The organism is Buchananella sp. 103232 (assembly GCF_058725725.1).
In genome coordinates this window covers 1-24286 of sequence record NZ_JBZXJM010000020.1, presented here as the reverse complement: position 1 = coordinate 24286, position 24286 = coordinate 1, and the positions used below count along the sequence as shown (strand labels likewise).

At 67.6% G+C, this 24286-nt stretch carries 32 protein-coding genes and 1 tRNA gene; 6 read left to right on the top strand and 27 right to left on the bottom strand.

The window, feature by feature from the left end; translation table 11 throughout:
- Positions 1 to 574: 574 nt before the first annotated feature.
- The 26 genes from map to AC4PWQ_RS03140 all read right to left on the bottom strand — a co-directional run bounded on the left by map (position 575) and on the right by AC4PWQ_RS03140 (position 15444).
- On the bottom strand, positions 575 to 1456 hold the full coding sequence (map, locus tag AC4PWQ_RS03265; RefSeq protein WP_371152735.1) for a type I methionyl aminopeptidase: 882 nt from the start codon (positions 1454 to 1456) through the stop codon (positions 575 to 577).
- A complete protein-coding gene (locus AC4PWQ_RS03260; protein WP_371152736.1) occupies positions 1457 to 2050 on the bottom strand; it encodes an adenylate kinase in 594 nt (197 codons plus the stop codon).
- Positions 2047 to 3336, bottom strand: a complete 1290-nt coding sequence (secY, locus tag AC4PWQ_RS03255) for a preprotein translocase subunit SecY (protein WP_371152737.1) — start codon at positions 3334 to 3336, stop codon at positions 2047 to 2049. The genes AC4PWQ_RS03260 and secY overlap by 4 nt, the downstream gene beginning before the upstream one ends.
- A 222-nt stretch (positions 3337 to 3558) precedes the next feature.
- A complete protein-coding gene (gene rplO / locus AC4PWQ_RS03250; RefSeq protein WP_371152738.1) occupies positions 3559 to 4044 on the bottom strand; it encodes a 50S ribosomal protein L15 in 486 nt (161 codons plus the stop codon).
- A 2-nt stretch (positions 4045 to 4046) separates the two neighbouring features.
- Positions 4047 to 4229, bottom strand: coding sequence for a 50S ribosomal protein L30 (gene rpmD, locus AC4PWQ_RS03245; RefSeq protein WP_371152739.1), 183 nt, complete (start codon positions 4227 to 4229; stop codon positions 4047 to 4049).
- Complete coding sequence (gene rpsE / locus AC4PWQ_RS03240) at positions 4229 to 4933, bottom strand: 30S ribosomal protein S5 (RefSeq protein WP_371152740.1); 705 nt, start codon at positions 4931 to 4933, stop codon at positions 4229 to 4231. The genes rpmD and rpsE overlap by 1 nt, the downstream gene beginning before the upstream one ends.
- Before the next feature lie 32 nt (positions 4934 to 4965).
- Positions 4966 to 5337: a 50S ribosomal protein L18 gene (gene rplR, locus AC4PWQ_RS03235; protein ID WP_371152741.1), complete on the bottom strand. Its 372-nt coding sequence runs from the start codon at positions 5335 to 5337 to the stop codon at positions 4966 to 4968.
- Complete coding sequence (rplF, locus tag AC4PWQ_RS03230) at positions 5337 to 5873, bottom strand: 50S ribosomal protein L6 (RefSeq protein ID WP_371152742.1); 537 nt, start codon at positions 5871 to 5873, stop codon at positions 5337 to 5339. The genes rplR and rplF overlap by 1 nt, the downstream gene beginning before the upstream one ends.
- Positions 5874 to 5886: 13 nt before the next feature.
- Positions 5887 to 6285, bottom strand: coding sequence for a 30S ribosomal protein S8 (gene rpsH, locus AC4PWQ_RS03225; protein WP_371152743.1), 399 nt, complete (start codon positions 6283 to 6285; stop codon positions 5887 to 5889).
- Between the two features lie 68 nt (positions 6286 to 6353).
- Positions 6354 to 6539 (bottom strand): type Z 30S ribosomal protein S14, encoded by a 186-nt coding sequence (locus tag AC4PWQ_RS03220; RefSeq protein ID WP_371152744.1) that lies wholly within the window; start codon positions 6537 to 6539, stop codon positions 6354 to 6356.
- Positions 6540 to 6541: 2 nt separating this feature from the next.
- The gene (rplE, locus tag AC4PWQ_RS03215) at positions 6542 to 7084 is read right to left on the bottom strand and encodes a 50S ribosomal protein L5 (RefSeq protein WP_371152985.1); all 543 of its coding nucleotides are present in this window, start codon (positions 7082 to 7084) and stop codon (positions 6542 to 6544) included.
- Positions 7085 to 7095: 11 nt separating this feature from the next.
- Positions 7096 to 7440: a 50S ribosomal protein L24 gene (gene rplX / locus AC4PWQ_RS03210; protein WP_371152745.1), complete on the bottom strand. Its 345-nt coding sequence runs from the start codon at positions 7438 to 7440 to the stop codon at positions 7096 to 7098.
- Between the two features lie 4 nt (positions 7441 to 7444).
- Positions 7445 to 7813 (bottom strand): 50S ribosomal protein L14, encoded by a 369-nt coding sequence (gene rplN, locus AC4PWQ_RS03205; protein ID WP_371152746.1) that lies wholly within the window; start codon positions 7811 to 7813, stop codon positions 7445 to 7447.
- A 74-nt stretch (positions 7814 to 7887) separates the two neighbouring features.
- Positions 7888 to 8169 (bottom strand): 30S ribosomal protein S17, encoded by a 282-nt coding sequence (gene rpsQ, locus AC4PWQ_RS03200; RefSeq protein ID WP_371152747.1) that lies wholly within the window; start codon positions 8167 to 8169, stop codon positions 7888 to 7890.
- A 5-nt stretch (positions 8170 to 8174) separates the two neighbouring features.
- The gene (gene rpmC / locus AC4PWQ_RS03195; protein ID WP_371152748.1) at positions 8175 to 8408 is read right to left on the bottom strand and encodes a 50S ribosomal protein L29; all 234 of its coding nucleotides are present in this window, start codon (positions 8406 to 8408) and stop codon (positions 8175 to 8177) included.
- Positions 8408 to 8827, bottom strand: coding sequence for a 50S ribosomal protein L16 (rplP, locus tag AC4PWQ_RS03190; protein WP_371152749.1), 420 nt, complete (start codon positions 8825 to 8827; stop codon positions 8408 to 8410). Before rplP ends, rpmC begins: the two co-directional genes overlap by 1 nt.
- A gap of 3 nt (positions 8828 to 8830) precedes the next feature.
- Positions 8831 to 9637, bottom strand: coding sequence for a 30S ribosomal protein S3 (rpsC, locus tag AC4PWQ_RS03185; protein WP_371152750.1), 807 nt, complete (start codon positions 9635 to 9637; stop codon positions 8831 to 8833).
- The gene (rplV, locus tag AC4PWQ_RS03180; RefSeq protein WP_371152751.1) at positions 9637 to 10002 is read right to left on the bottom strand and encodes a 50S ribosomal protein L22; all 366 of its coding nucleotides are present in this window, start codon (positions 10000 to 10002) and stop codon (positions 9637 to 9639) included. The genes rpsC and rplV overlap by 1 nt, the downstream gene beginning before the upstream one ends.
- 33 nt (positions 10003 to 10035) lie before the next feature.
- Positions 10036 to 10317 (bottom strand): 30S ribosomal protein S19, encoded by a 282-nt coding sequence (gene rpsS / locus AC4PWQ_RS03175; protein WP_371152752.1) that lies wholly within the window; start codon positions 10315 to 10317, stop codon positions 10036 to 10038.
- A 12-nt stretch (positions 10318 to 10329) separates the two neighbouring features.
- Positions 10330 to 11166 carry a 50S ribosomal protein L2 gene (gene rplB, locus AC4PWQ_RS03170; RefSeq protein ID WP_371152753.1) on the bottom strand — a complete coding sequence of 279 codons (837 nt, stop codon included), beginning with the start codon at positions 11164 to 11166 and terminating at the stop codon, positions 10330 to 10332.
- A 30-nt stretch (positions 11167 to 11196) separates the two neighbouring features.
- Positions 11197 to 11502: a 50S ribosomal protein L23 gene (gene rplW, locus AC4PWQ_RS03165; protein WP_371152754.1), complete on the bottom strand. Its 306-nt coding sequence runs from the start codon at positions 11500 to 11502 to the stop codon at positions 11197 to 11199.
- Positions 11499 to 12140, bottom strand: coding sequence for a 50S ribosomal protein L4 (rplD, locus tag AC4PWQ_RS03160; RefSeq protein WP_371152755.1), 642 nt, complete (start codon positions 12138 to 12140; stop codon positions 11499 to 11501). Before rplD ends, rplW begins: the two co-directional genes overlap by 4 nt.
- A gap of 1 nt (position 12141) precedes the next feature.
- Positions 12142 to 12804, bottom strand: a complete 663-nt coding sequence (gene rplC, locus AC4PWQ_RS03155; protein ID WP_371152756.1) for a 50S ribosomal protein L3 — start codon at positions 12802 to 12804, stop codon at positions 12142 to 12144.
- A 10-nt stretch (positions 12805 to 12814) separates the two neighbouring features.
- Positions 12815 to 13123: a 30S ribosomal protein S10 gene (gene rpsJ / locus AC4PWQ_RS03150; RefSeq protein ID WP_371152758.1), complete on the bottom strand. Its 309-nt coding sequence runs from the start codon at positions 13121 to 13123 to the stop codon at positions 12815 to 12817.
- Between the two features lie 743 nt (positions 13124 to 13866).
- Entirely contained in the window at positions 13867 to 14268 is a 402-nt protein-coding gene (locus AC4PWQ_RS03145; RefSeq protein WP_371152759.1) for an FKBP-type peptidyl-prolyl cis-trans isomerase, read from the bottom strand.
- A 168-nt stretch (positions 14269 to 14436) separates the two neighbouring features.
- The gene (locus tag AC4PWQ_RS03140) at positions 14437 to 15444 is read right to left on the bottom strand and encodes a Bax inhibitor-1/YccA family protein (protein WP_492089753.1); all 1008 of its coding nucleotides are present in this window, start codon (positions 15442 to 15444) and stop codon (positions 14437 to 14439) included.
- 199 nt (positions 15445 to 15643) lie between these two features.
- Here AC4PWQ_RS03140 and AC4PWQ_RS03135 point away from each other — a divergent pair, with 199 nt between their 5' ends.
- The 5 genes from AC4PWQ_RS03135 (at position 15644) to AC4PWQ_RS03115 (ending at position 21606) form a co-directional block, all read left to right on the top strand.
- The gene (locus tag AC4PWQ_RS03135; protein ID WP_371152761.1) at positions 15644 to 16564 is read left to right on the top strand and encodes an ABC transporter ATP-binding protein; all 921 of its coding nucleotides are present in this window, start codon (positions 15644 to 15646) and stop codon (positions 16562 to 16564) included.
- Positions 16561 to 17418, top strand: a complete 858-nt coding sequence (locus AC4PWQ_RS03130; RefSeq protein WP_492089752.1) for an ABC transporter permease subunit — start codon at positions 16561 to 16563, stop codon at positions 17416 to 17418. The genes AC4PWQ_RS03135 and AC4PWQ_RS03130 overlap by 4 nt, the downstream gene beginning before the upstream one ends.
- Before the next feature lie 156 nt (positions 17419 to 17574).
- Positions 17575 to 19317 carry a sensor histidine kinase gene (locus tag AC4PWQ_RS03125; RefSeq protein WP_492089751.1) on the top strand — a complete coding sequence of 581 codons (1743 nt, stop codon included), beginning with the start codon at positions 17575 to 17577 and terminating at the stop codon, positions 19315 to 19317.
- Complete coding sequence (locus AC4PWQ_RS03120) at positions 19314 to 19997, top strand: response regulator (RefSeq protein WP_371152764.1); 684 nt, start codon at positions 19314 to 19316, stop codon at positions 19995 to 19997. Before AC4PWQ_RS03125 ends, AC4PWQ_RS03120 begins: the two co-directional genes overlap by 4 nt.
- Positions 19998 to 20115: 118 nt before the next feature.
- Positions 20116 to 21606 (top strand): DUF1846 domain-containing protein, encoded by a 1491-nt coding sequence (locus AC4PWQ_RS03115; RefSeq protein ID WP_492089750.1) that lies wholly within the window; start codon positions 20116 to 20118, stop codon positions 21604 to 21606.
- Positions 21607 to 21852: 246 nt separating this feature from the next.
- On the opposite strand, the gene AC4PWQ_RS03110 is transcribed toward AC4PWQ_RS03115, so the two are convergent.
- Positions 21853 to 21926: transfer RNA gene (locus AC4PWQ_RS03110), tRNA-Leu, on the bottom strand.
- A 40-nt stretch (positions 21927 to 21966) separates the two neighbouring features.
- On the opposite strand from AC4PWQ_RS03110, the gene nhaA reads away from it, so the two are divergent.
- The gene (gene nhaA, locus AC4PWQ_RS03105; protein ID WP_371152766.1) at positions 21967 to 23367 is read left to right on the top strand and encodes a Na+/H+ antiporter NhaA; all 1401 of its coding nucleotides are present in this window, start codon (positions 21967 to 21969) and stop codon (positions 23365 to 23367) included.
- The last annotated feature ends 919 nt before the right edge of the window (positions 23368 to 24286 follow it).

The window sequence follows — 24286 nt, the reverse complement described above, 5'->3', positions numbered from 1 at the left end:
TTCTAGGCCTTTGCCGGCCGGTGGCGCGTGAGTCCGCCCACGCCGGGCCCGGATTGTCCGACGTTGCCGCCCGGCCGCCCCGTGCGCCACGCCGCCCGGCGGTGAATTCGGTGTTCGGGTGCTCAACTCGACGTTCGCTCCCTCAACTCGACGTTCGGGCCTTCAGCTCGACGTTCCGGGCCGGGTTATCGTCTAGATTCACTGCCATTCGTCTAGTTGAAGCGCCAAACGTCGAGATTCGGCACTGAGCCCCGGCGGCGCACCGCAGCACGCCGCGCCGAAGCGCAGCGCACCGCACGGCACCGCGCCGTTAGTCCCCCTGGAAAGCGCCCGCTTCGCTCGCGCCGCTCGACCGGGCTCCTCCACCCTAGGCTCCTGGCCGCAACCGGTGCATCCTCGCGTGGGAGTACCCCGAAAGGGCCCGCCTCCAACCGGTTCGCCCTCACCGGGCGGCGGGCGGAGCGTCGTACACCTATGCAGGCCCACGCGGGGGGCGGCTAAGGGTTCGGGCCCGGCCCGCGCACAAACTGCGCAGTGCCGGGCCGGAACCATGTCCCTGACCTGAGGGCGGTGGCTAGTCGGTGGGGAGGGTGACCGGCTTCAGGCCGTAGGGGGCAAGGAGCGCCTCTCCCCCGTCGGGCGCGGTCAGCACCCACACTCCCCCGTCCATGATGGCCACGGTGTGCTCGAAGTGGGCGGCGCGGGAACCATCGCGGGTCACGGCCGTCCAGCCGTCGGCCAGCGTCTTGTTCTCCCCGCTCCCGATCGTCAGCATCGGCTCGATGCAGATCACCTGTCCGGGGCGCAGGCGCGGGCCGCGCGACCGGGTGCGGTAGTTGAGGATCTCGGGCTCGTCGTGCAGCACGTTGCCGATGCCGTGCCCCGTGAACTCCTCCGGGATGCCGTACTCGTGTCCGGTCTTACCCATCCAGCGGCTGATCACGTTCTCCACGGCGTCGCCCACGTCACCCACGTGTGCAGCGTTCTTCGCGGCGTTGCGGGCAACGGCGGCAATGGCTGCGTCCCGGGCCTCCTCCGTGGCCATCAACAGCGCACGGTCCTCCACGGACCCGCTCTCCAGTCCACCGACAATCGTGGTGAAGCATGCGTCGGAGTGCCACTGGCGGCCGATCTCGTCCGTCACGTAGGCACCGCAGTCGAACGAGACCACGTCGCCTTCCTTCAGGACGCGCTTGCCGGGGATGCCGTGCACGATCTCCTCGTTAACGGAGATGCACACGGTGGCCGGGAAGCCGTGGTAGCCCTTGAAGTTGGAGCGGGCCCCGGCCGCCTCGATCGCGGCGGCGGAGACCTCGTCCATCTCGGCGGTAGTCCTGCCGGGGGCCACCGCCTCACGCAGCGCGGCGTGAATCGCGGCCACCACCAGGCCGGCTCGGCGCATATGCACAAGCTCCCGGTCGCCCAGGAGCTTGTGTCGCTTACCCGTCAGCCGCACTCAGGCGCCAACCGGGTCGTCGGTGAGGGCGTCGCGGATCGCGGCGAGCAGGCGCTCAGTGATCTCGTCGATGTCGCCCATGCCGTCAACCTGCACCAGCAGGCCACGCTCGCGGTAGGCGGCGGCCAGCGGCGCGGTCTGCTCCGCGTAGACCTCCAGGCGGCGGCGGATCACCGGCTCGGTGTCATCCGCGCGGCCCTGCTCGGTGGCGCGGTTGAGCAGGCGAGCAACCACCTCGTCGGTGTCGGCCGTCAGCTCCACCACGGCGTCCAGGCCCAGGCCTCGGGAGGAGAGCATCTTGTCCAGCTCAACCACCTGGTCCGCGGTGCGCGGGTAGCCGTCCAGCAGGAAGCCCTCTGCGGCGTCCGGCGCCTGCAGGCGGGCGTCCACCATCAGGTTGGTCACCTCGTCCGGAACGTACTCGCCGGCCTCCATGTACTGCTGGGCGCGCTTGCCCAGCTCGGTGCCCTGCGCCACGTTGGAGCGGAAGATCTCACCGGTGGAGATCGCCGGGATGTTCAGCTCGGCCGCGATGCGCGCCGCCTGAGTGCCCTTGCCGGCCCCCGGGGGGCCAAGAATTACGAGTCGGGTCATGCCAGGAATCCTTCGTAGTGCCGCTGCTGCAGCTGAGAGTTGATTTCCTTCACCGTCTGCAAACCGACACCCACGATGATGAGGATGGTGGTTCCACCGAACGGCAGCTGCTGAATACCCATCAGGTTCATGATGATGGTCGGCGTGAGCGCGATGATCAGCAGGTACAGAGATCCAGCGGTCGTGATGCGGTTGACCACGTAGCGCAGGAAGTTAGCGGTGGGACGGCCGGCGCGGATGCCCGGGATGAATCCGCCGTACTTCTTCATGTTGTCAGCCACTTCCTCCGGGTTGAAGGTGATGGCCGTGTAGAAGAAGGTGAAGAACAGGACCAGCAGGCCGTACAGGGTCAGGTAGACCCAGGACTGGTGCTGGAAGTGCGTCTGGATCCAGATCGCCCAAGCGGAGGTGGGCTGGGCGAACTGCACGGCCAGGCCGGGCAGCGCCAGGATCGAGGAGGCGAAGATGACGGGGATAACGTTCGCCATGTTGATCTTGATCGGGATGTAGGTGGTGGTGCCACCCAGCAGGCGGCGGCCCACCATGCGCTTGGCGTACTGGACCGGGACGCGGCGCTGGGACTGCTCCACGTAGACCACGGCCAGGGTGATGATCAGGACCATCGCCAGCATGACGAAGAACTTGGTCCAGCCGTTGTTGGACTGGGCGATCGCCCACATCGAGCCCGGGAAGCCGGCCACGATGGAGGTGAAGATCAGCAGGGACATGCCGTTACCGATGCCGCGCTCGGTGATGACCTCACCCAGCCACATGATCAGGCCGGTGCCCGCGGTCATCGTCACGATCATCAGCAGCAGTGCCCACACGGACTCGTTGGGCACGATGTCGTGGTGGCAGCCGGCGAACAGGCGACCGGTGCGGGCCAGTGTGATCATGACCGTGGACTGCAGCACCGCCAGACCGATGGTCAGGTAGCGGGTGTACTGCGTCAGCTTGGCCTGACCGGCCTGCCCCTCCTTGTGCAGGTCCTCAAAGCGCGGGATCGCCACGCGCAGCAGCTGGATGATGATCGAGGCCGTGATGTACGGCATGATGCCCAGCGCGAAGACGGAGAGCTGCAGCAGAGCGCCGCCGGAGAAGATGTTGGCCAGATCGAGCAAGCCCGAGCTCTGCTGGTTGGCGTAGCAAAGCTGAACGTTCTTGTAGCTCACGCCCGGCGTCGGGATGTAGGAGCCGAGGCGGAACACCGCCATCAGCGCCAGCGTGAACAACAGCTTGCGTCGCAGATCCGGCGTGCGGAACGCCTGGACAAATGCGGTAAGCAAACTTCCTCCTCGGGGGCAGGCGCCCGCAGGGCGCTTGGGTAACGCCCAAACCTTACACGCTTCATCGCGCGGGTCCGCGGGCCGATAGCCCGCCGGGCGGCATTTCTAGATTAAATCATTAGGTTTCGGGCCGAGTTGTGGCCCTGTCAGCCCTGGACTTAATCCCGGGGCTTCACGCCGTGCGGGCGGCCCGGTTTCTCACCGGACCGCCCGCACTGCGAATCACTCGGCAGCGATGCTGCCGCCGGCCGCCTCGACCTTCTCCTTAGCGGAGGCAGACCAGGCGTCCACAACGAGCTCCACCTTCACGGTGATCTCGCCGGTGCCGAGCACCTTGACGGGGTGGCCACGGCGAACCGCGCCGGCCTCGATCAGGGCCTCGACGTCGACCTTGCCGCCCTCGGGGAAGAGAGCGGAGATCTTGTCCAGGTTGACAACCTGGTACTCCACGCGGAACGGGTTCTTGAAGCCGCGCAGCTTGGGCAGACGCATGTGCATCGGCATCTGGCCACCCTCGAACCCTGCGGGAACCTGGTAGCGAGCCTTGGTGCCCTTGGTACCACGACCAGCGGTCTTACCCTTGCTTCCCTCACCACGACCGACGCGGGTGCGCTCGGTCTTGGCGCCCGGAGCGGGACGCAGGTGGTGGACGCGCAGGATCTTGCCCGTGCCGCGGGTCTCCTCGACGGTCTCTTCGGACTTCGCCATAATCAGTCGACCTCCTCGACGGTGACCAGGTGGGCCACCGTGGCGATCATGCCGCGCACGGTCGGGGTGTCCTGGCGAACGGTGCTCTGACCGATCTTGCGCAGGCCCAGGGTACGCAGCGTCTCACGCTGGTAGTCCTTACCGCCGATGCCCGACTTCTTCTGGGTGATCTTGAGCTGTGCCATCACGCACCGACCCCTCCGGCTGCGGCCTCAGCCTCAGCCTTCTCCTTGGCCTCACGCTTCTCAGCCTCGCCCTCGGCGCGGGCCCGCAGGAGCGCGGCCGGGGCCACGTACTCCAGGGGCAGGCCACGGCGAGCCGCCACGGCCTCCGGCTGCTCCAGCTGCTTGAGGGCAGCCACAGTAGCGTGGACGATGTTGATTGCGTTGGAGGACCCGAGCGACTTGCTCAGGATGTCGTGCACGCCGGCGCACTCCAGCACCGCACGCACCGGACCACCGGCGATAACACCGGTACCCGGGGAAGCGGGGCGCAGGAGCACCACACCAGCGGCGTCCTCACCCTGCACCAGGTGCGGGATGGTCTTGCGGACCAGCGGGATGCGGAAGAAGTTCTTCTTCGCCTCCTCGACACCCTTGGCGATCGCCGCGGGAACTTCCTTTGCCTTGCCGTAGCCGACGCCGATGGTGCCATCGCCGTCGCCCACAACGACCAGGGCGGTGAAGGAGAACCGACGTCCACCCTTGACCACCTTGGAGACGCGGTTGATCGTCACGACGCGCTCAATGAACTGGTCGCGCTCGGGACGGTCATTCCGACGGTTGGAGTCACGACGCTCGTCGCGACGACCCCGACGCTCGGAGTCACGACCCTCGCGAGCCTCGTTCGAGCCGGCAGCTCCGGCCCTACCTCGCTGCGGTGCAGCCATATCTGTTCCTCTGCTTTCCTGGGTCGCGCTCGTCACAGGGTCAGACCGCCGTCGCGGGCGCCATCGGCGACTGCGGCGACTCGGCCGTGGTACTTGTTACCGCCACGGTCGAACACGCAGGTCTCGACCCCGGCAGCCTTGGCGCGCTCGGCGATCAGCTCGCCGACCTTGCGGGACTTGTCCACCTTCTTGCCCTCGACAGAGCGCAGCTCGGCCTCGAGGGTGGAAGCGGAGACAATGGTGCGGCCCACGGTGTCGTCCACCAGCTGCGCAACCATGTGACGGTTGGAGCGGGTGACAACCAGGCGGGGACGCTCGGCAGTACCAACGATGCGCTTGCGCAGACGCAGGTGACGGCGCTTGCGCGCAACCGCCTTGCCCTTGCCCTTGATCGAGATAGCCATCACTTACCAGCCTTTCCGACCTTGCGCTTGACCTGCTCGCCGGCGTAGCGCACACCCTTGCCCTTGTAGGGCTCAGGCTTGCGGATCTTGCGAATGTTCGCGGCGACCTCGCCCACCAGCTGCTTGTCGATACCAGCAACGGTGAACTTGTTCGGGCCCTCAACCGTGAAGGTGATGCCCGCCGGCGGCTCGATGACAACCGGGTGGGAGAAGCCCAGGGCGAACTCGAGGGAGGTGCCCTTGGCCATCACGCGGTAACCGGTACCAACGATCTCGAGCTTCTTCTCGTAGCCGGCCGTGACGCCCTGGATCATGTTGGCGATCAGGGTGCGGGTCAGGCCGTGCAGAGAACGAGACAGGCGCTCGTCGTCCGGGCGGGTCACGACGACGTTACCGTCCTCGATCGCCACCACGATGGGGGCGGCGACGGTGTGGGTCAGGGAGCCCTTGGGGCCCTTGACCGCAACCTCGGCGCCGTTGATGTTTACGTCCACGCCAGCAGGGATGGCGATGGGCAGCTTGCCAATACGAGACATGCCTATACCTCCCTTACCAGATGTAGGCGAGGACTTCCCCACCCACACCCTTCTCGGCTGCCTGGCGGTCGGTCAGGAGGCCAGAGGACGTGGACAGGATGGCCACGCCCAGGCCGCCCAGGACCTTGGGCAGGTTGCTGGACTTCGCGTACACGCGCAGACCCGGCTTGGACACGCGCTTGACGCCAGAGATGGCGCGCTCGCGACGCTGACCGTACTTCAGGTTGAGCGTGAGCTTCTTACCGACCTCGGCGTCCTCGACAACGAAGTTGGCGATGTAACCCTCGGTCTGCAGGATCTGAGCGATCGCTGCCTTGAGCTTGGAGTGCGGCATGGACACGGAGTCGTGGTAAGCCGAGTTGGCGTTACGCAGACGCGTGAGCATATCCGCAATGGGATCTGTCATTGTCATTGGGCGGATGCCCTTCCTCGTCGCGGTTTCCTGCGGTGCTTTTCACCGAAGGACCTACGGCGTAGTCGTTACCAGCTGCTCTTAGTGACGCCCGGGAGCTGGCCAGCAAGGGCCATCTCGCGCAGGCAGATACGGCACAGGCCGAACTTGCGGTAGACCGAGTGCGGACGGCCACAGCGCTGGCAGCGCGTGTAGGCACGAACGCCGAACTTCGGCTTGCGGTTCGCCTTGTTGATCAGTGCGGTCTTCGCCATCGTCAGTTCTCCTTGAACGGGAAGCCGAGGCGGCGCAGCAGGCTGCGGCCCTCGTCGTCGTTCTTCGCGGTCGTGACGATGGTGATGTCCATGCCGCGCACGCGGTCGATCTTGTCCTGGTCGATCTCGTGGAACATGGACTGCTCCGTGAGACCGAAGGTGTAGTTGCCGTTGCCGTCAAAGTGCTTCGGGGACAGGCCACGGAAGTCACGAATACGGGGCAGAGCCAGGGACAGCAGACGGTCCAAGAATTCCCACATGCGGTCGCCGCGCAGCGTGACGTGCGCGCCGATCGGCTGGCCCTCGCGCAGCTTGAACTGCGCGATGGACTTGCGGGCCTTGGTGACCGCCGGCTTCTGACCGGTGATCGCGGTGAGGTCGCGGATAGCGCCCTCCAGGATCTTGGCGTCGCGAGCGGCCTCACCCACACCCATGTTCACAACGATCTTGGTCAGACCGGGAACCTGGTGGATGTTGGCGTGGCCGAACTCCTCACGCAGAGCGCCGAGGATCTCGCTGCGGTACTTCTCCTTCAGACGAGGCATGGTCTGCTCGCTCACTTCACGTCCTTCCCGCTGCGCTTGGCAACGCGGATGCGAACCTCGCGGGTGCGGCCATCGCGCTCAACCTGCTCGATGCGGTAGCCAACCCGGGTGCCCTTCTTGGTCTTCGGGTCAACGAGCATCACGTTGGAGATGTGGATCGGGGCCTCGATGGTCTCGATTCCACCCTGGGTCGCGCCCTGGCGGGAGCGACCAGCCTTGACGTGCTTGGTGGCGCGGGCAACGCCCTCGACCACCACGCGGTCCTCCTTGGGGCGGACCTCGAGCACGCGGCCCTGCTGGCCCTTGTCGCGGCCAGCGATGACCACTACCAGGTCACCCTTCTTGATCTTCGCCATGGGTTCAGATCACCTCCGGGGCCAGGGAGACGATGCGCATGAACTTCTTGTCACGCAGCTCGCGGCCGACGGGGCCGAAGATGCGCGTGCCGCGAGGCTCACCGTCGTTCTTCAGAATGACGGCCGCGTTCTCGTCGAAACGGATGTAGGAACCGTCGGGACGACGGCGCTCCTTGGTGGTACGGACGACGACGGCCTTGACCACGTCGCCCTTCTTGACGTTGCCGCCAGGGATTGCGTCCTTGACGGTGGCGACGATCGTGTCGCCGATACCGGCATAGCGCCGGCCAGAGCCGCCGAGCACGCGGATGCACAGCAGCTGCTTTGCACCCGTGTTGTCGGCGACCTTGAGCCGCGACTCCTGCTGGATCATGAGTATTTACTCCTGTCGTCGAGCCGGTTCTCGGTTTCCCGAGCCTTGCCGAACAAATACTGGACTGAGGAAGCTTACTTGGCCTTCTCGATGATCTCCACCACGCGCCAGTGCTTGGTCGCGCTGAGCGGGCGGGTCTCCATGATGCGGACGAGGTCGCCCACGCCGCACTCGTTGAGCTCGTCGTGTGCCTTCACCTTGGAGGTGCGGCGCATGACCTTGCCGTAGAGGGAGTGCTTCACGCGGTCCTCCAGGGCAACCACAACGGTCTTGTTCATCTTGTCGCTCACCACGTAACCGCGGCGAACCTTACGCTCGCCCCGCACCGGGGCGGTGGACTCGGTGTTCTCAGACATTTCGCTCACTTCTCGCTCGGGGCGGTACGGATGCCGAGCTCACGCTCGTGCACGATGGTGTAGATGCGGGCGATGTCGCGGCGTACAGCCTTGAGACGGCCGTGGTCCTCGAGCTGACCGGTAGCAGCGGTGAAGCGCAGGTTGAACAGCTCAGCCTTTGCCTTCTCCAGCTCCTTCGCCAGACGCTCGTTGTCCATGGTGTCGAGGTCCTTGGGGGACAGACCCTTGGAACCGATCATCAGCGGTCACCACCCTCACGAACTACAAAACGAGTCTTCATCGGGAGCTTGTGCTGCGCGCGGCGCATGGCCTCGCGAGCCAGCGGCTCGGGAACTCCACCCAGCTCGAACATGATGCGGCCGGGCTTGACGTTGGCGATCCACCACTCAACGGAACCCTTACCGGAACCCATACGGGTTTCGGCCGGCTTCTTGGTGAGCGGGCGATCCGGGAAAATCGTGATCCAGACCTTACCGCCACGCTTGATGTGGCGGGTCATCGCGATACGCGCGGCCTCGATCTGACGGTTGGTGATGTAGGCGGGCTCGAGGGCCTGGATGCCGTAGTCACCGAAGTTGACCTGCGTGCCACCGGAGGCCGCACCGGTGCGGTGCGGACGGTGCTGGCGGCGGAACTTAGTCCGTCGGGGGATGAGCATGGCTCAGGCCTCCGTTCCTGCGTCGGCCACCGGCGCGGCGGCCGGAGCGTCGTTCGTCGTTACCTCGTCACGACGCGGACCACGTCCGCCGTCGCGACGCGGGCCACCGCGGCGCTCACCGCGGCCACGACCGCGCGGAGCGGCCTCGGCCTGGGCCCGGGCAAATTCCTTCTCGTTGAGGTCGCCCTTGTAGATCCACACCTTCACGCCGATGCGACCGAAGGTGGTGCGAGCCTCGTAGAAGCCGAAGTCGATGTTCGCGCGTAGGGTGTGCAGCGGCACGCGACCCTCGCGGTAGAACTCGGAACGGCTCATCTCAGCGCCGCCCAGACGGCCGGAGCACTGAACACGGATTCCCTTGGCACCGGCGCGCATGGCGGACTGCATGCCCTTGCGCATGGCGCGGCGGAAGGAAACGCGGGAGGCCAGCTGCTCGGCGATGCCCTGAGCAACGAGCTGAGCCTCGATCTCGGGGTTCTTGACCTCGAGGATGTTCAGCTGCACCTGCTTGCCCGTGAGCTTCTCCAGCGTGCCGCGCAGGCGGTCCGCCTCGGCGCCACGGCGACCGATCACGATGCCCGGGCGGGCGGTGTGCAGGTCGACGCGGACGCGGTCACGGGTGCGCTCGATGTCGACCTTGGCGACACCGGCGCGGTCCAGGCCCTCCTCCAGGAGGCGGCGGATGGCGACGTCCTCCTTGACGAAGTCAGCGTAGCGCTGACCCGGCTTGGTGGAGTCGGCGAACCACCGGGAGCGGTGGAACGTGGTGATACCCAGGCGGAAACCGGTGGGGTTTACCTTCTGACCCATTACTTGGTCTCCTTCCCCTCGTTGTTGCCGACCACCACGGTGATGTGGCTGGTCCGCTTCAGGATGCGGCCCGCGCGACCCTGGGCGCGCGGACGGATCCGCTTGAGGGTCGGGCCCTCGTCGACGAAAGCGGCGACGATGCGCAGCTTGTCGTACTCAAACTTCTCGCCATCGCGCTCGGCCTTGACCTGAGCGTTGGCGGCTGCGGACTCGACCACCTTGCGGACGACCTCGGCCGCCTGCTGCGGTGCGAAACGCAGAATGTCAATTGCCTCTGCAACGCGCTTGCCCCGGACGACGTCCACGATGCGGCGCGCCTTCATCGGCGTGGTGCGGACGAACCGCGCCTGCGCCTTGGCTTCCATGTGCTGCCCCATTCTTTCAGCTAGCGGCGCGCCTTAGCGGCGACGCCCCTTGCGGTCGTCCTTCTCGTGCCCGCGGAAAGTGCGGGTCGGCGCAAACTCGCCGAGCTTGTGGCCCACCATCGACTCGGTGACGAAGACGGGCACGTGCTTGCGTCCGTCGTGCACAGCGAAGGTGTGGCCGAGGAAGTCGGGCGTAATGACCGACCGGCGCGACCAGGTCTTGATGACGTTCTTGGTACCCGCCTCGTTCTGAGCGTCCACCTTCTTGTACAGGTGGTCGTCGACGAAGGGACCCTTCTTCAGGCTGCGTGGCATCTGTTATCCCCCTCAGCGGTTCTTGCCGGTCTTGCGACGACGCACGATCAGCTTGTCGGACGGCTTGTTCGGACGGCGGGTACGACCCTCGGGCTTACCCCACGGGCTCACGGGGTGACGACCACCGGAGGTGCGGCCCTCACCACCACCGTGCGGGTGGTCCACCGGGTTCATGACCACACCACGCACGGTCGGGCGGATGCCCTTCCAGCGCATACGGCCGGCCTTACCCCAGTTGATGTTGGACTGCTCGGCGTTGCCAACCTCACCGATGGTGGCGCGGCAGCGAGCGTCAACGTTGCGGATTTCGCCGGACGGCATACGCAGCTGGGCGTACGGGCCGTCCTTGGCCACCAGCTGCACGGAGGCGCCGGCGGAACGGGCGATCTTGGCCCCGCCACCCGGACGCAGCTCCACAGCGTGGATCACGGTACCGAGCGGGATGTTGCGCAGCGGCATGTTGTTGCCGGGCTTGATGTCGGCACCCGGGCCCTGCTCGATGCGGTCACCCTGCTGCAGCTTGGCGGGGGCGATGATATAGCGCTTCTCGCCGTCCGCGTAGTGCAGGAGGGCGATGCGGGCGGTGCGGTTGGGGTCGTACTCGATGTGAGCGACCTTGGCCGGCACGCCGTCCTTGTCGTGACGACGGAAGTCGATCACGCGGTAGGCGCGCTTGTGACCGCCACCCTTGTGGCGAGTGGTGATACGACCAGACGCGTTGCGACCACCGGTCTTGGAGAGCGGGCGAACCAGCGACTTCTCCGGCTCCGAGCGGGTGATCTCAACGAAGTCGGCCACGGACGCGCCACGGCGGCCGGGCGTCGTCGGCTTGTACTTACGGATTCCCATAACGATCCTCTATCTCGTTAGCGGCCGCGCTCAGAGCGCGACTTCGCCAAAGATGTCGATGGTGCCCTCACGAAGCGTGACGATCGCTCGCTTGGTGTCCTTACGGCGGCCAGCCCCGAAACGGGTCCGGCTGGTCTTGCCCTGGCGGTTGGCCGTGTTCACGGACTCCACCTTGACGTCGAAAATCTTCTCGATCGCGATCTTGATCTCGGTCTTGTTCGAGCGCGGGTCCACCAGGAAGGTGTACTTGCCCTCGTCCATCAGCGCGTAGCTCTTCTCCGAGACGACCGGGCCGAGGATGATGTCGCGCGGGTTCTTCGCGGACTCGATGCTCACTTGGCACCCTCCTCGTCGGTACCGAGGAACGCAGCGAGCGCCTCGGTGGTGAAGACGACGTCCTCGTTAACCAGCACGTCGTAGGTGTTCAGCTGGTCGGCCCACAGCAGGTGAACCTCGGCCAGGTTGCGCAGCGACAGCGCGGAAGCGAAGTCGGAGCGGTCCAGCACCACCAGAGCGCGACGCTCGGTGATGTTGTGCAGAGCAGCCTTGGCGACCTTGGTGGAGGGGGTGTCGGTGACACCGAAGTTCTCCACCACGTGAACGCGGCCGTTGCGAGCGCGGTCAGACAGGGCGCCACGCAGGGCGGCGGCCTTCATCTTCTTGGGGGTGCGCTGGCTGTAGTCGCGCGGCTGCGGGCCGTGCACCACGCCACCACCGGTGAAGTGGGGGGCGCGGATGGAGCCCTGGCGAGCGTTACCGGTGCCCTTCTGCTTGTAGGGCTTGCGGCCACCGCCGGAGACCGCGGCGCGGTTCTTCACGGCGTGGGTGCCCTGGCGAGCAGCGGCGCGCTGGGCCACCACGACCTGGTGGATCAGCGGGATGTTCGGCTCGACGTCGAAGATGGCGGCGGGCAGCTCGGCGGTGCCGGCCTTCTTGCCCTCAGCGTTGAGGATGTCCACGGTCTGGGTGGTCATTTCATGCCCCCTTCACAGCGGTACGGACCATGACCACGCCGTTCTTCGGGCCGGGGATGGCACCGGTCACCAGCAGCACGCCGCGCTCGGCGTCCACCGCGTGGATGGTCAGGTTCTGGACGGTACGACGGGCGTTGCCCATGCGGCCGGCCATGCGCAGGCCCTTGAACACGCGGCCCGGGGTGGCGCAGGCGCCGATGGAGCCCGGCTTGCGGTGGTTGCGGTGCGCACCGTGGGAGGCGGAAACACCGGCGAAGCCGTGACGCTTCATAACACCGGCGGTGCCCTTGCCCTTGCTGGTGCCGGTCACGTCGACCTTGGCGCCGGTCTCGAAGACCTCGACGGTCAGCTCCTGGCCCACGGCGTACTCGTTGGCGTCCGCGGTGCGGATCTCAGCGAGGTGGCGGCGGGGGGCGACGTCGGCCTTGGCGAAGTGGCCGGTCAGCGGCTTGTTCACCTTGCGGGGGTTGATGTCACCGAAGGCAACCTGGACGGCGGCGTAGCCGTCGGTCTCGACGTTGCGGACCTGGGTGACAACGTTGGGGCTGACCTGGACGACGGTGACGGGAACCAGACGGCCGTCAGCGTCCCACACCTGGGTCATGCCGAGCTTCTTGCCGAAAACGGCCTTGCGCTTAATGGAGTCGCGATAAGTAGCAGTCATATCGGAGTCCTCAGAGCTTGATCTCGATGTTGACCTCAGCCGGCAGGTCGAGACGCATGAGCGAGTCGACGGCCTTCGGCGTCGGTTCGATGATGTCGATCAGCCGCTTGTGAGTCCTCTGCTCGAAGTGCTCACGGCTGTCCTTGTACTTGTGCGGCGACCGAATAACAACGAACACGTTCTTCTCGGTCGGCAGCGGCACCGGGCCCACGACTCGCGCGCCCGCGCGGGTTACCGTCTCGACGATCTTGCGCGCCGAGCTGTCGATGACCTCGTGGTCGTACGACTTGAGCCGGATGCGGATCTTCTGTTCCGCCATGGCGTCGATCTACCTCTCTACTTACCAGCCGGCCCCCGCATCCGCGCGTGTCGCAACTGAGAAGCTGCGTCCGCCGGTTGCTTCACCTGGTGGCGGGGCCGAAATCCTGTGTCCTCGGGGAAACCCGAGGCCCGGACGTCTATATGAAACCTGAAGCTAAATCAGGCAACCGGACAATTTTGTCACACGAGGGGCTTGGGAATCCAGCCCTTTCGCGCAACTCGGGTAGTGAGGTGAGCTACAGCGATGCGTAGCCCGGCGCCTCACGCCCCTTTCCGGCCCGGCAACTCTAGCAAGGCCTGCCCGGCACCGCGCAAGCCGAGTGTGGCCGCCCGGCCGGTGAGCCGCCTCACGTGGTTTTGGCGAATTTGCGCGGTTTTCACCCGCGCCCCCTCTGCGACACGCCCGAGTGCGGGGGCCGGGTGGGACGGTCGGATTGGAGTGGGAGGCGCACAATGGCGCGAATTTGCCGGTTCGTGGCGACACGCCCGAGTGCGGGGGTCTGTGGTGGCCGACGTCGCCCTCCCGCCGCGCGGCTCTGGCGGCAACGTCACATTGGTGGCCGCTTGCCAACCGGAGCGGGGCCGCTGCCCGGGCGGGCGTTGATCGGGGCGGCGGGAGGGACGTCGGGCAACGGGAACCCCCGGCGCAGCCTCACCAGGGAGGGCAACGCCGGGGGGCGAAAGCGGGTGTCAGCGGCAGACGTCCGGCCGCCTAGAGCGCCCGCGTCTAGCTGGAGGGCGTCAGAGCACGCCCACGATGTCGGTGACGAACACCAGGGTGGCACCGCCGGCGATGCCGGCCTGCGGCACGCCGCGCTCGCCGTAACCCAGCTCGGCCGGGATGGACAGCAGCACGCGGGAGCCGACGCGCTGACCCACCAGGCCGTCGTCCCAGCCGCGAATGACCTGGCCCACGCCGATCATGAAGGAAAGGGGCTGGCCACGGTCGAAGGAGTTGTCGAAGACCTTGCCTGCCCAGGTCTGGCCCAGGTAGTGGCAGACGATAGTGTCGCCGGCCTCGACCACGGCGCCCGCGCCCTCCTTCAGGACCTCGACCTGCAGGCCCTCCGGGGCCGGACCGGCGGGGAAGGACAGGGCGGGCTTGGTGCCGTACTCGCCGGCAACGGTGATGTTGGTGCTCATTGTGCTCCTAGGTCGTGGGGCGCCAGATCCACTGCCCGGCGCGATAGGTCGATTATGGGCCATCCCAGCCCCCGCTGCGCGCGACGCCGCACGCCGGGGCTGGCCCGGAACGAAGCACCGGGGAGGGCCGCGAGCGGCCCTCCCCGGTAGCCGGGACTACGCGAAGACTCAGTTATCCCGCAAGATCGCCAGGATGCGCAGGAACTCCACGTAGAGCCAGATCAGGGTCACCAGCAGGCCGAAGGCGGCGCTCCACGCGTACTTGCGCGGAGCCCCGGTCGCCACGCCCTTGCCGATGGCCTCGAAGTCCATGATGAGCGAGAACACCGCCAGCAGCACCGCCGCCGCACCGACCAGGATGCCCAGCGGGATGCCCATGACCTCGATGCCGCGCACGCCCCACGGGCTCTGGATCGCGCCGGTGAAGACCAGCAGCATGTTGACCAGGGAGAAAGCGGCGTACGAAATCAGCGCGATGAGCATGAAGCGCTGGAACTTCGGGGTGACGCGCACCTTGCCCGAGCGGTAGAGCAGCAGCGTCGCGGAGAACGTGATCACCGTGGCCAGCACCGCCTGCATCACCACGCCCGGGTAGGTCGCCTCGAAGAAGGCGGACAGACCACCCAGGAACAGGCCCTCAGCCGCAGCGTAAGACAGGATCAGCGCCGGGGAGGGCTCGCGCTTGAACGCGTTCACCAGACCCAGGGCGATGCCCGCGAACAAGCCGACGATCATCAGGGTGTAGCCGATCCCGGTGCCCAGCAGGGACCAGGAAATCGCCGCACCCACCACCACGACGCCCAGGGCCATGCCCGTGCGCATCGTGACGTCCTCGTAGGTCATCGCGGCCTGCGCGCCGTACGCCGGCGCCCCCAGGTAGGGCTGGGCCGCGTAGGGCTGAGCCGCCTGCTGCGCGGCGTAGGCCGCGTGCGCGTCCATCGCCGGCTGCGCGTACCCCGGCACGCCCTGCTGGGCGCCGTAGCCCGTCTGCCCCTGGTAGCCACCCTGCACCGGCGCGCCGTAGCTGGGCTGAGCAGGGAAGCCGCCCTGCTGCTGGTAGCCCGCCGGGGCCTGATACTGCGCCCACTGGCCCTGATTCGTCGCCTGCGCGGCCACGGGCTGGCTGGGCGCCTTGTCGCCAAAGATCCTGCTGTTAGACAGCACCGGGTTAGTCATTACCCCTCCTGTGTTCTAGATCTGCCCCAACGGTAACAAGGCGGCGGGGCGCTAGCACAGTAGGCAGCACCCAACTCATACCAGCGGACGAGTCCCACCCCGGAACAGCGCACGAGCCCGCCGCTCCAACTTCAACCACACGGTCGAAGGGGAGCCAGATGCTCTCGCCGTAACCTGGATGCAGCCGAAAGGAGCCACAATGATTCAGGCAGAGGGCCTTACCAAGCGTTACGGCAGCAAGCTCGCCGTAGACAACGTCAGTTTCACCATTCCAGCCGGGTGCGTCACCGGCTTCCTGGGCCCCAACGGCGCGGGCAAGTCCACCACCATGCGCATGATCATGGGACTGGACTCCCCCACCGCCGGCACCGTTACCGTCAACGGCAAGCCTTTCCAGCAGCACAAGAACCCCGCCCAGCAGGTGGGCGCGCTGCTGGACGCCAAGGGCATCCACCCCGGCCGCAGCGCCCGCTCGCACCTGCGTGCGCTGGCCGCCTCCAACAACATCCCCGCCCGCCGGGTCGACGAGGTCCTGGCCATCACCGGCCTGACCGAGGTCGCCAAGAAGCGCGCCGGCGGCTTCTCCCTGGGCATGGGGCAGCGCCTGGGCATCGCCGCAGCGCTGCTGGGTGACCCGCAGGTGCTGATCTTCGACGAGCCGGTTAACGGCCTTGACCCCGAGGGCGTGCGCTGGGTGCGTGAGATGTGCCGCTCGCTGGCGGCCGAGGGACGCACCGTCTTCGTCTCCTCCCACCTCATGAGCGAGATGGCCCAGACCGCAGACCACCTGCTGGTGATCGGCAAGGGACGCATCCTCACCCAGGGCCCGGTGGACGACGTGATCGCCGCCGTGACCAGCACCTCCGTGCAGGTGCGCTCCCCGCGCCTGGGCGAGCTGGGCCAGCTCCTGGCCAACAGCGGGGCCACCGTCTCCAACAGCGGCGACGGCACCCTGCGCATCACCGGAGTGGACGCCGCCGCCGTGGGCGAGCTTGCCGCCCAGCACGGTCTTGCCCTGCACGAGCTGACCACCCTGAAGGCCTCCCTGGAGGACGCCTACCTGACATTGACCGCGGACCAGGTCGAGTACCGCACTGTGAAGATGGGAGAGACCCGATGAGCACCCCCACCCCCGCCGCAAGCCCCGCGATGCACCCCGGCGCCCCGGTCATGCCCGCCCCGGCGCAGCGCGTGCGCGCAGTCGGCACCTCCAACGTGAGCCTGTTCAGCGTGCTGCGCTCCGAGCGCATCAAGCTGTGGTCCCTGCGCTCCACCTACTGGGTGGCGGCCATCTGCATCGTCCTAACCATTGGTTTGGGCTCGCTGATGGGCTTCGGCATCACGCAGCTGGATGCTGACATGTCTGCCTCGCCGGCGATGCTCAGCGCCATCTTCTCGCTGCCGGCCTACTTCGTCGCGATGATCACCGCCGCCCTGGGCGTGCTGGCGGTCACCACGGAGTACTCCACCGGCCAGATCCGTTCCACCCTGGCGGCCGTGCCCAGCCGCTGGCCGGTGTCCACCGCCAAGGTGCTGGTGGTCAGCGTCTCCGCCGCGCTGATCTCCCTGGTGGGCAACCTGCTCACGCTGCCGTTCCTCCACCTGTTCCTCTCTAGCCGTGACATCGAGGTCTTCACCACCGGCACGCTCAAGACCGTGCTGCTGACCGCCCTGTTCCACCTGCTGATGGCGATGATGGGCGCCGGCCTGGGCTTCCTGCTGCGTCACACTGCGGGCGCCATCACCGTTGTCGCGGTGGAGCTGTTCGTGCTCATCATCGCCCTGCAGATCGCCGGCATCTTCCTGGCTCGCATCTGGGAGCCGCTGGGCAAGCTGGACAAGTACCTGCCCGCCAACGCCGGCATGTCGATGATCGCCGGCGAAAGCGTGGGCAAGAACCTGCTGATCCTGCTGGTCTGGGTGCTGGTGCCCCTGATCACCGGCGCGATCCTGTTCAAGCGCCGCGACGCCTGAGCCAGGCAAAGGGGCCCTACCGCCCAACCCGGGCGAACGGGGCCCGCCGCCTGCCCCAAGCGGAACCCGGGCGCGTAACCTGCGCGCTTGGATAGGCAAGCTGGCCCGGCCGGGTGCGAAAGCGCCCGGCCGGGCCGCATGATTAGGGCTGTGAGAGTGAAGATTCCGCGCTGGTTGACCGCCCCCGACCCGGCCTCGGCAGCTTGGCCCAGCCAGGCCTACACCTGGTTCTCGCGCCTGACGGCCAACGCGGCCCTGACCGACGCCGTCACGACGCTGGGCTTCGCCCTGTTGGCTGCGGTGGTGTGGTCGTTCTCCTCCGCCCCGTTCGTGGGCGGGGAGGGCACCGCACACAGCCACCCGGCCGCAGATCTGGCCCTGATCCTGACCTACGTGCTGGCCGTGGCGATCCGCCGCACGCTGCCGCTGGTGGCGCTGGCGGCCACCACCATCCCGCCCGTGGTGGTGGACCTGGTTTCCCGCCTCACGCAGCAGGAGCTGCCCCGCCCGTGGGTCTCCTCCGCGCTGGGCCCCGATTCCTTCCTGATCAGCTTGTGCGCGGTGGCGCTCGCCCTGTTCACGGTGGCCACCCTCTACCGCTTGGCGGTGACCTGGACGGCCACGGCCTTCGCGATCGGCCTGTACGCCATCGACACCTACCTGCGCGAGTACACCCCCAAGGCCACCGTGTTCGTGGTGCTGCTGTACGCCATGTCGCTAATCATCGTCACCCTGCTGGGCGTATCCGTGCGCCTGCAGCGACTACGCATGCTGCAGTTGGAGCACCTGGCCGCCCGCCTGGCCCTGGAGCGCGACCAGCGCGAACAGCTGGCCGTCTCCGCGGAGCGCACCCGCATCGCCCGCGAGATGCACGACGTCCTGGCCCACTCCCTGGCGATCATCGTGACGATGGCCGACGGCGCCGCCGCCAACCTGGAACGCAATCCGAAGATGGCGGCCACCGCGATCGAGCAGCTCTCCTCCACCGGCCGCGCCGCCCTGGCCGACACCCGCCGCCTGGTCGGCGTGCTGCGCACCGAGCCCGCCACCGCCCCCTCCCCCGTGATGGCCGACGTTGCCGCGCCCGCCACCCCCAGCACTTCCCGCCCCGCGCTAACGCCCACCACCCAACCCGCCCCTATCGCGGGCGGCGGGACTGGCGCCGCTCCCGGCGCGGGCGGTGCCCCCACCGTGACAGCTGGCGGTGCCACCCGGGGCGCCCCCACCACCCCAGTTGCCACCCAGTTGGCCCAATCGGAGGCACTGGCCACGCTGTCCGCCTCCCTGCCCGGGCCGGCTGCCGCGAAGCGTCGTCCGGGCATAGGCGGCCTCTTTGCCCGCCTCGGGGAGAAACTGGCCGGCGAGACGTCGTCCAAGCAGCGCCTCGAAGCAAACCAGGCGATCCTGGAGCGGGCCAACCAGCAGGAGCATGCCGTCATCCTGGGCCAACAACCGGACACCGACGTCCCGCTGGGGCCGGCACCCGCCGAGAACGACCTCGCCGAGCTGGTCTCCCAGTTCCGGGGCACCGGCCTGCCCGTGCGCTTCGAACGCAGCGGCGGCCCCCTGCCCGAGGACAAGGGCCTCCAGCTTGCCCTCTACCGAATCACCCAGGAGGCCCTGACCAACATCCTGCGCTACGCCCCCACCAGCCCGGACATCCTGGTGCGCCTGGCCCGCACCACCGGCACCGTGGAACTCACCGTCCGCAACGCGACCGGCACCGGAACCACCCCAATGCGCGGGTCCGGCAAGGGCCTAGTGGGGATGCAGGAGCGCGCAGCCGTCTATCGTGGACGTGTGCAGGCTGGACCGGTCGAGGGCGGCTGGCAAGTAAACGCGATAATGCACTGGAACGAAGCCGAGAGCGAGGTTACCCCGTGGATGATGCCGCGATGACTGAGAACATCACCGTGCTATTGGTGGACGACCAGTCACTCATGCGCATGGGCTTTCGCATGGTCCTGGACGCCGAGGACGGCATCGAGGTGATCGGCGAGGCCGCAGACGGCGCCACCGCCATCTCCATGGTCCGCTCGCTGCGCCCCGACGTGGTGCTGATGGACGTGCGCATGCCCGGCATGAACGGCATCGACGCCACCGCCCAGATCGCCGCCGAGTTCCCCACCACCAAGGTGCTCATCCTGACCACCTTCGACCTGGACGAGTACGCGTTCGCCGGCCTGCGCGCCGGCGCCTCCGGCTTCCTGCTGAAGGACACCCGCCCGGCAGAACTGGCCGAGGCCATCCGCACCGTCGCCAGCGGCGAGGCCGTGGTCTCCCCGCGCGTCACCCGCCGAATGCTGGAGATGTTCGCCGGCCAGCTGCCCAGCCACGCCGAGCAGGGCGCGGACGGCGGCCCCACCGTGGACCCGGGCATCGAGTCCCTCACCACCCGCGAGCGCGAGGTGCTGGAACTGATCGCCCAGGGCATGAGCAACGCCGAGATCGCCGAGCACCTGGTGCTCTCCTCCACCACCATCAAGACCCACGTGGGCAACGTCCTGGCCAAACTGGAGGTGCGCGACCGCGTGCAGGCCGTGGTGCGCGCCTACGAGGCCGGGTTGATGCGCCGCTAGCGCGTCCACCGCCACAGGGGCGCGGCGGCTTTCCAGCGCGCCAGGCTGGCTACAATTCTGCGGTGGCGTTTCCCGCCGCCCCTCGGCGGGAGCGGTGACGCCAGCGACGGGAGGAAGAATGCACCGGATCGGCTTCGACCGCGAGAAGTACCTCGAATTGCAGTCCCGCCACATCGCCGAGAGGCGAGCCCAGTTCGGCGGCAAGCTCTACCTCGAGTTCGGCGGCAAGCTGGTAGACGACATGCACGCCTCCCGCGTACTGCCGGGCTTCACCCCGGACAACAAGATCGTCATGCTGGCCGAGCTGGCCGACGAGGTGGAGATCGTGGTGGTGGTCAACGCCGCCGACTTCGCCCGCAACAAGGTGCGCGCCGACCTGGGCATCCCCTACGAGGACGACGTTCTGCGCCACGTGGACGAGTTTCGCGCCTACGGCCTGCACGTCGGCTCCGTGGTGATCACCCACTGGAGCGACGACAACCCGCAGGCCGCCGCCTTCAGGCTAAAGCTCATCAAGCTGGGCCTGCCCGTCTACCGGCACTACCCCATCGCCGGCTACCCGCACGACGTCGCCCGGATCGTCTCCCCCGAGGGCTACGGCCGCAACGAGTACGTGGAGACCAGCCGCGACCTGGTGGTGGTCACCGCCCCCGGCCCCGGCTCCGGCAAGATGGCCACCTGCCTGTCCCAGCTCTACCACGATCACGTGCGCGGCATCTCCTCCGGGTATGCGAAGTTCGAGACCTTCCCGATCTGGAACCTGCCGCTGGACCACCCGGTGAACGTGGCCTACGAGGCCGCCACGGCGGACCTGGACGACATGAACATGATCGACCACTTCCACCTGGCCGCCCACGGCGAGCAGACGGTCAACTACAACCGCGACATCGAGATCTTCCCGGTGCTCAGCCGCCTGTTCGAGCAGATCCTGGGCGCCTCCCCCTACGCCTCCCCCACGGACATGGGCGTGAACATGGCCGGGCTGTGCATCAGCGACGACGACGCCTGCCGCGAGGCCTCCAAGCAGGAGGTGATCCGCCGCTACTTCAAGGCCCTGGTGCAGGAGCGCCGCGACGAGGTGGAGCCGGACCAGTCCACCAAGATCGCCCTCCTGATGGGCTCGCTCGGGATCGGCACCAACGACCGCCCGGTGGTGGGGCCCTGCCTGGACCTGGCGCGGCAGACGGATGCGCCCGCCGCGGCCATCGAGCTGGCCAGCGGCGAGATCGTGGTCGGCAAGACCTCCGCCCTGCTGGGCGCCTGCTCGGCCATGCTACTGAACGCGCTCAAGCGGCTGGCGGGGATCGACGCGAGCGTGGACCTGCTGGCGCCGGCCTCCATCGAGCCGATCCAGACCCTGAAGACCAAGCACCTGGGCTCGAAGAACCCGCGCCTGCACACCGACGAGGTGCTGATCGCCCTGGCCGTGTCCGCCAACGGCGACGACAACGCCCGCCGCGCCCTGGCCTGCCTCGGCGAGCTGCGCGGCTGCAACGTCCACACCTCCACGATCCTGGGCTCGGTGGACGAGGGCATCTTCCGCTCCCTCGGGGTGCAGGTCACCAACGAGCCGGTCTACGCCACCAAGAGCCTGTACCGAAAGCGCTAGACCGCAAGCCGGCCGAGCCGGCGCGTAGCCCCGCCGGGGCTGGCATTGGGCGCGCGCGGCTGGCGCCCGGGAGCTTCTGGGTGGGGGCCTGCCGAGGAAACGGTGAGGAAGAGCGCGGCGGCCCACGAAAGGACTTTCATCCTTTCCAATGGCAAAATGGGTGGCCGAATGCGCTTAACCTAGATGCGCGAGCGCAGCCCCCAGTCAAAAGCAAAACCCCTACCCCCTGCCGGGAATAGGGGTGGGTGCCTCCAGTGGGACTCGAACCCACAACACACCGATTTTAAGTCGGTTGCCTCTGCCAATTGGGCCATGGAGGCTGCGGCCCTCTATCTTAGAGGAAGCCCGGGAAGGATAGTAATGAGCAAGCGCAAGCCCACCAAGCCAACCAGCAGGTCTTCGCAGCGGAAGCCCCGGGCCTCCCACCCCCAGAGCGCGCACGGCGCTAGCAAGCCGCTGCGCAAGACGCGCGACCCCCACTCCGGGCGCAAGAAGTCCCTGCGCAAGCGGATCACCCGCCGCATCTCCGAGCACCCCGCGTTCGGTGCGCTGTTCGATGTGGTGCCCGGCAAGCTGCGCGACGAGACCTTCGCCGGCGTGCTGGTGATCGCCGCGGCCGTTTTGGCCCTGGTGCTCGCCAACAGCCCGGCCCAGCACTGGTACCACCACCTGGCCGACGTGCACGTGGGGCCCGCCTCGTGGGGCATCAACCTGTCCCTGGAGCACTGGGCCGCCGACGGCCTGCTGGCCATCTTCTTCTTCATCGTGGGGCTGGAGTTGAAGACCGAGTTCTCGGTGGGGGCGCTGCGCGACATCAGGCAGGCGGCCCTGCCGATGATCGCCGCCGCCTTCGGCATGGTGGGCCCGGCCGTCATCTACTGGGGCACGCAGGTCTTTACCGGCGACCACCACATGCACGGGTGGGCCATCCCCACGGCCACGGACATCGCCTTCGCGGTCGCGGTGCTCGGCATCATGGGCAAGGGCCTGCCCTCCGGCGTGCGCACCTTCCTGCTCACCCTGGCGGTGGTGGACGACCTCCTGGCGATCATCATCATCGCCGTCTTCTACAGCTCCGAGCTGAACCTCGCCTACTTCGGCGCCGCCCTGGCCGCCGTCTTCGTCTTCGGCGTGCTGGCCCGCAAGCGCATCTTCTCCCGCTGGCTGCTCATCCCGCTGGCCGTGCTGGCCTGGTACTTCGTCTTCCGCAGCGGCATCCACGCCACGATCGCGGGTGTGCTGCTGGGCCTGGTTGTGCCAGCCCGCCGCCACGCCGACCTGGACGCGGACCTGCCCCACGGCGGGCGCACCCACGCCATCGCCCACCGCATCGCCCCGCTCAGCGCCGGCCTGGCCCTGCCCATCTTCGCCTTCTTCGCCGCCGGCGTCACCGTGATCGGCACCGAGGGGGGCGTCGGTGCGGCCCTCACCGACCCGGTCGCCATCGGCGTCTACCTGGGCCTGCCCCTGGGCAAGTTCATCGGCATCGCCGGTTCCGTCTGGCTGCTGCTGAAGTTCACCCCGCTGCAACTGGGCAAGGGCGTCATCATGCGCGACATCTCTGCGGTCGGCCTGCTCTCCGGCATCGGTTTCACCGTCTCCCTGCTGATCGCCTCCCTGGCCTTCCCCGCCGAGCCGGTGGCCTCAGACCACGCGGCCATCGCCGTCATCATCGGCTCCCTGGTCTCCGCCCTGGTGGGTGGCGCCCTGGTGCACCACCGTGCCGTGGTCCACCTGCGGGAGGACGGCCCCGCAGAGTAGCGCGCGGAGGACCCGGAAAGGTTGGGGTGGGCACGCGGCGCGTGCCCACCCCAACCTCGTCGGGGCGTTCCTCGGCCCAGGGCGCTGGACTTGAGGCCGGTTTGCTTCCGCCCGGCCGGCGCTGTGCAGGTGGCGGTTCGTGGCGGTTCGGTGCCCCCGAGCGCACAAGCGTGCGCTCCGGGTACACCCGACCGACCGGTGCCACGGCACCAAGCGGTCACATGTACCCCGTTGCCAGCAATTGCGAGCTTGGGGGCCAGAGACTAGACGCCACGGTCACGCCGAGGCACGACAACAGACGCTCGCGCCCCGGTGGCGGCGGTGGAGGCCGATGCCCCGAGCGCACAAGCGTGCGCTCGGGGTACATCCGACCGACCGGTGCCACGGCACCAAGCGGTCACATGTACCCCGTTGCCAGCATTTGCGAGCTTGGGGGCCAGAGATAGCCACGGTCAGCCAGGAGGCACGGCGACGAACAAGACGGCCCGGTGGCGGGCGGCGCCCGGTGGCCACCACCCCGAGCGTACAAGCGTGCGCTCGGGGTACATCCGACCGACCGGTGCCACGGCACCAAGCGGTCACATGTACCCCGTTGCCAGCATTTGCGAGCTTGGGGGCCAGAGCTGGACGCCGGTGCGCCTCGTAAGTGGCGAAGTGCGCAGGCGATCGAGGGCTCAGTCCTGACTTGGACCTCTTTAGTAACCAGGTAGGTGGTTGAGGATGGCGTGGGCGTCTGGGCCCGGGTCGGGTTTTGCGGTGACTTCGTGTCCGGCGATTTCGATGGTGACTTCCCGCAGGGGGCGTGTGCTGCGCCAGCTGAAGCGGCGCACGAAAAACGTCTATGGGTCCCAAGAGACTCGTTGTCACGGTAGGCGGTTTGCCGATATCGGTTCAGACAACTGAACGAGTAGGTAGATAT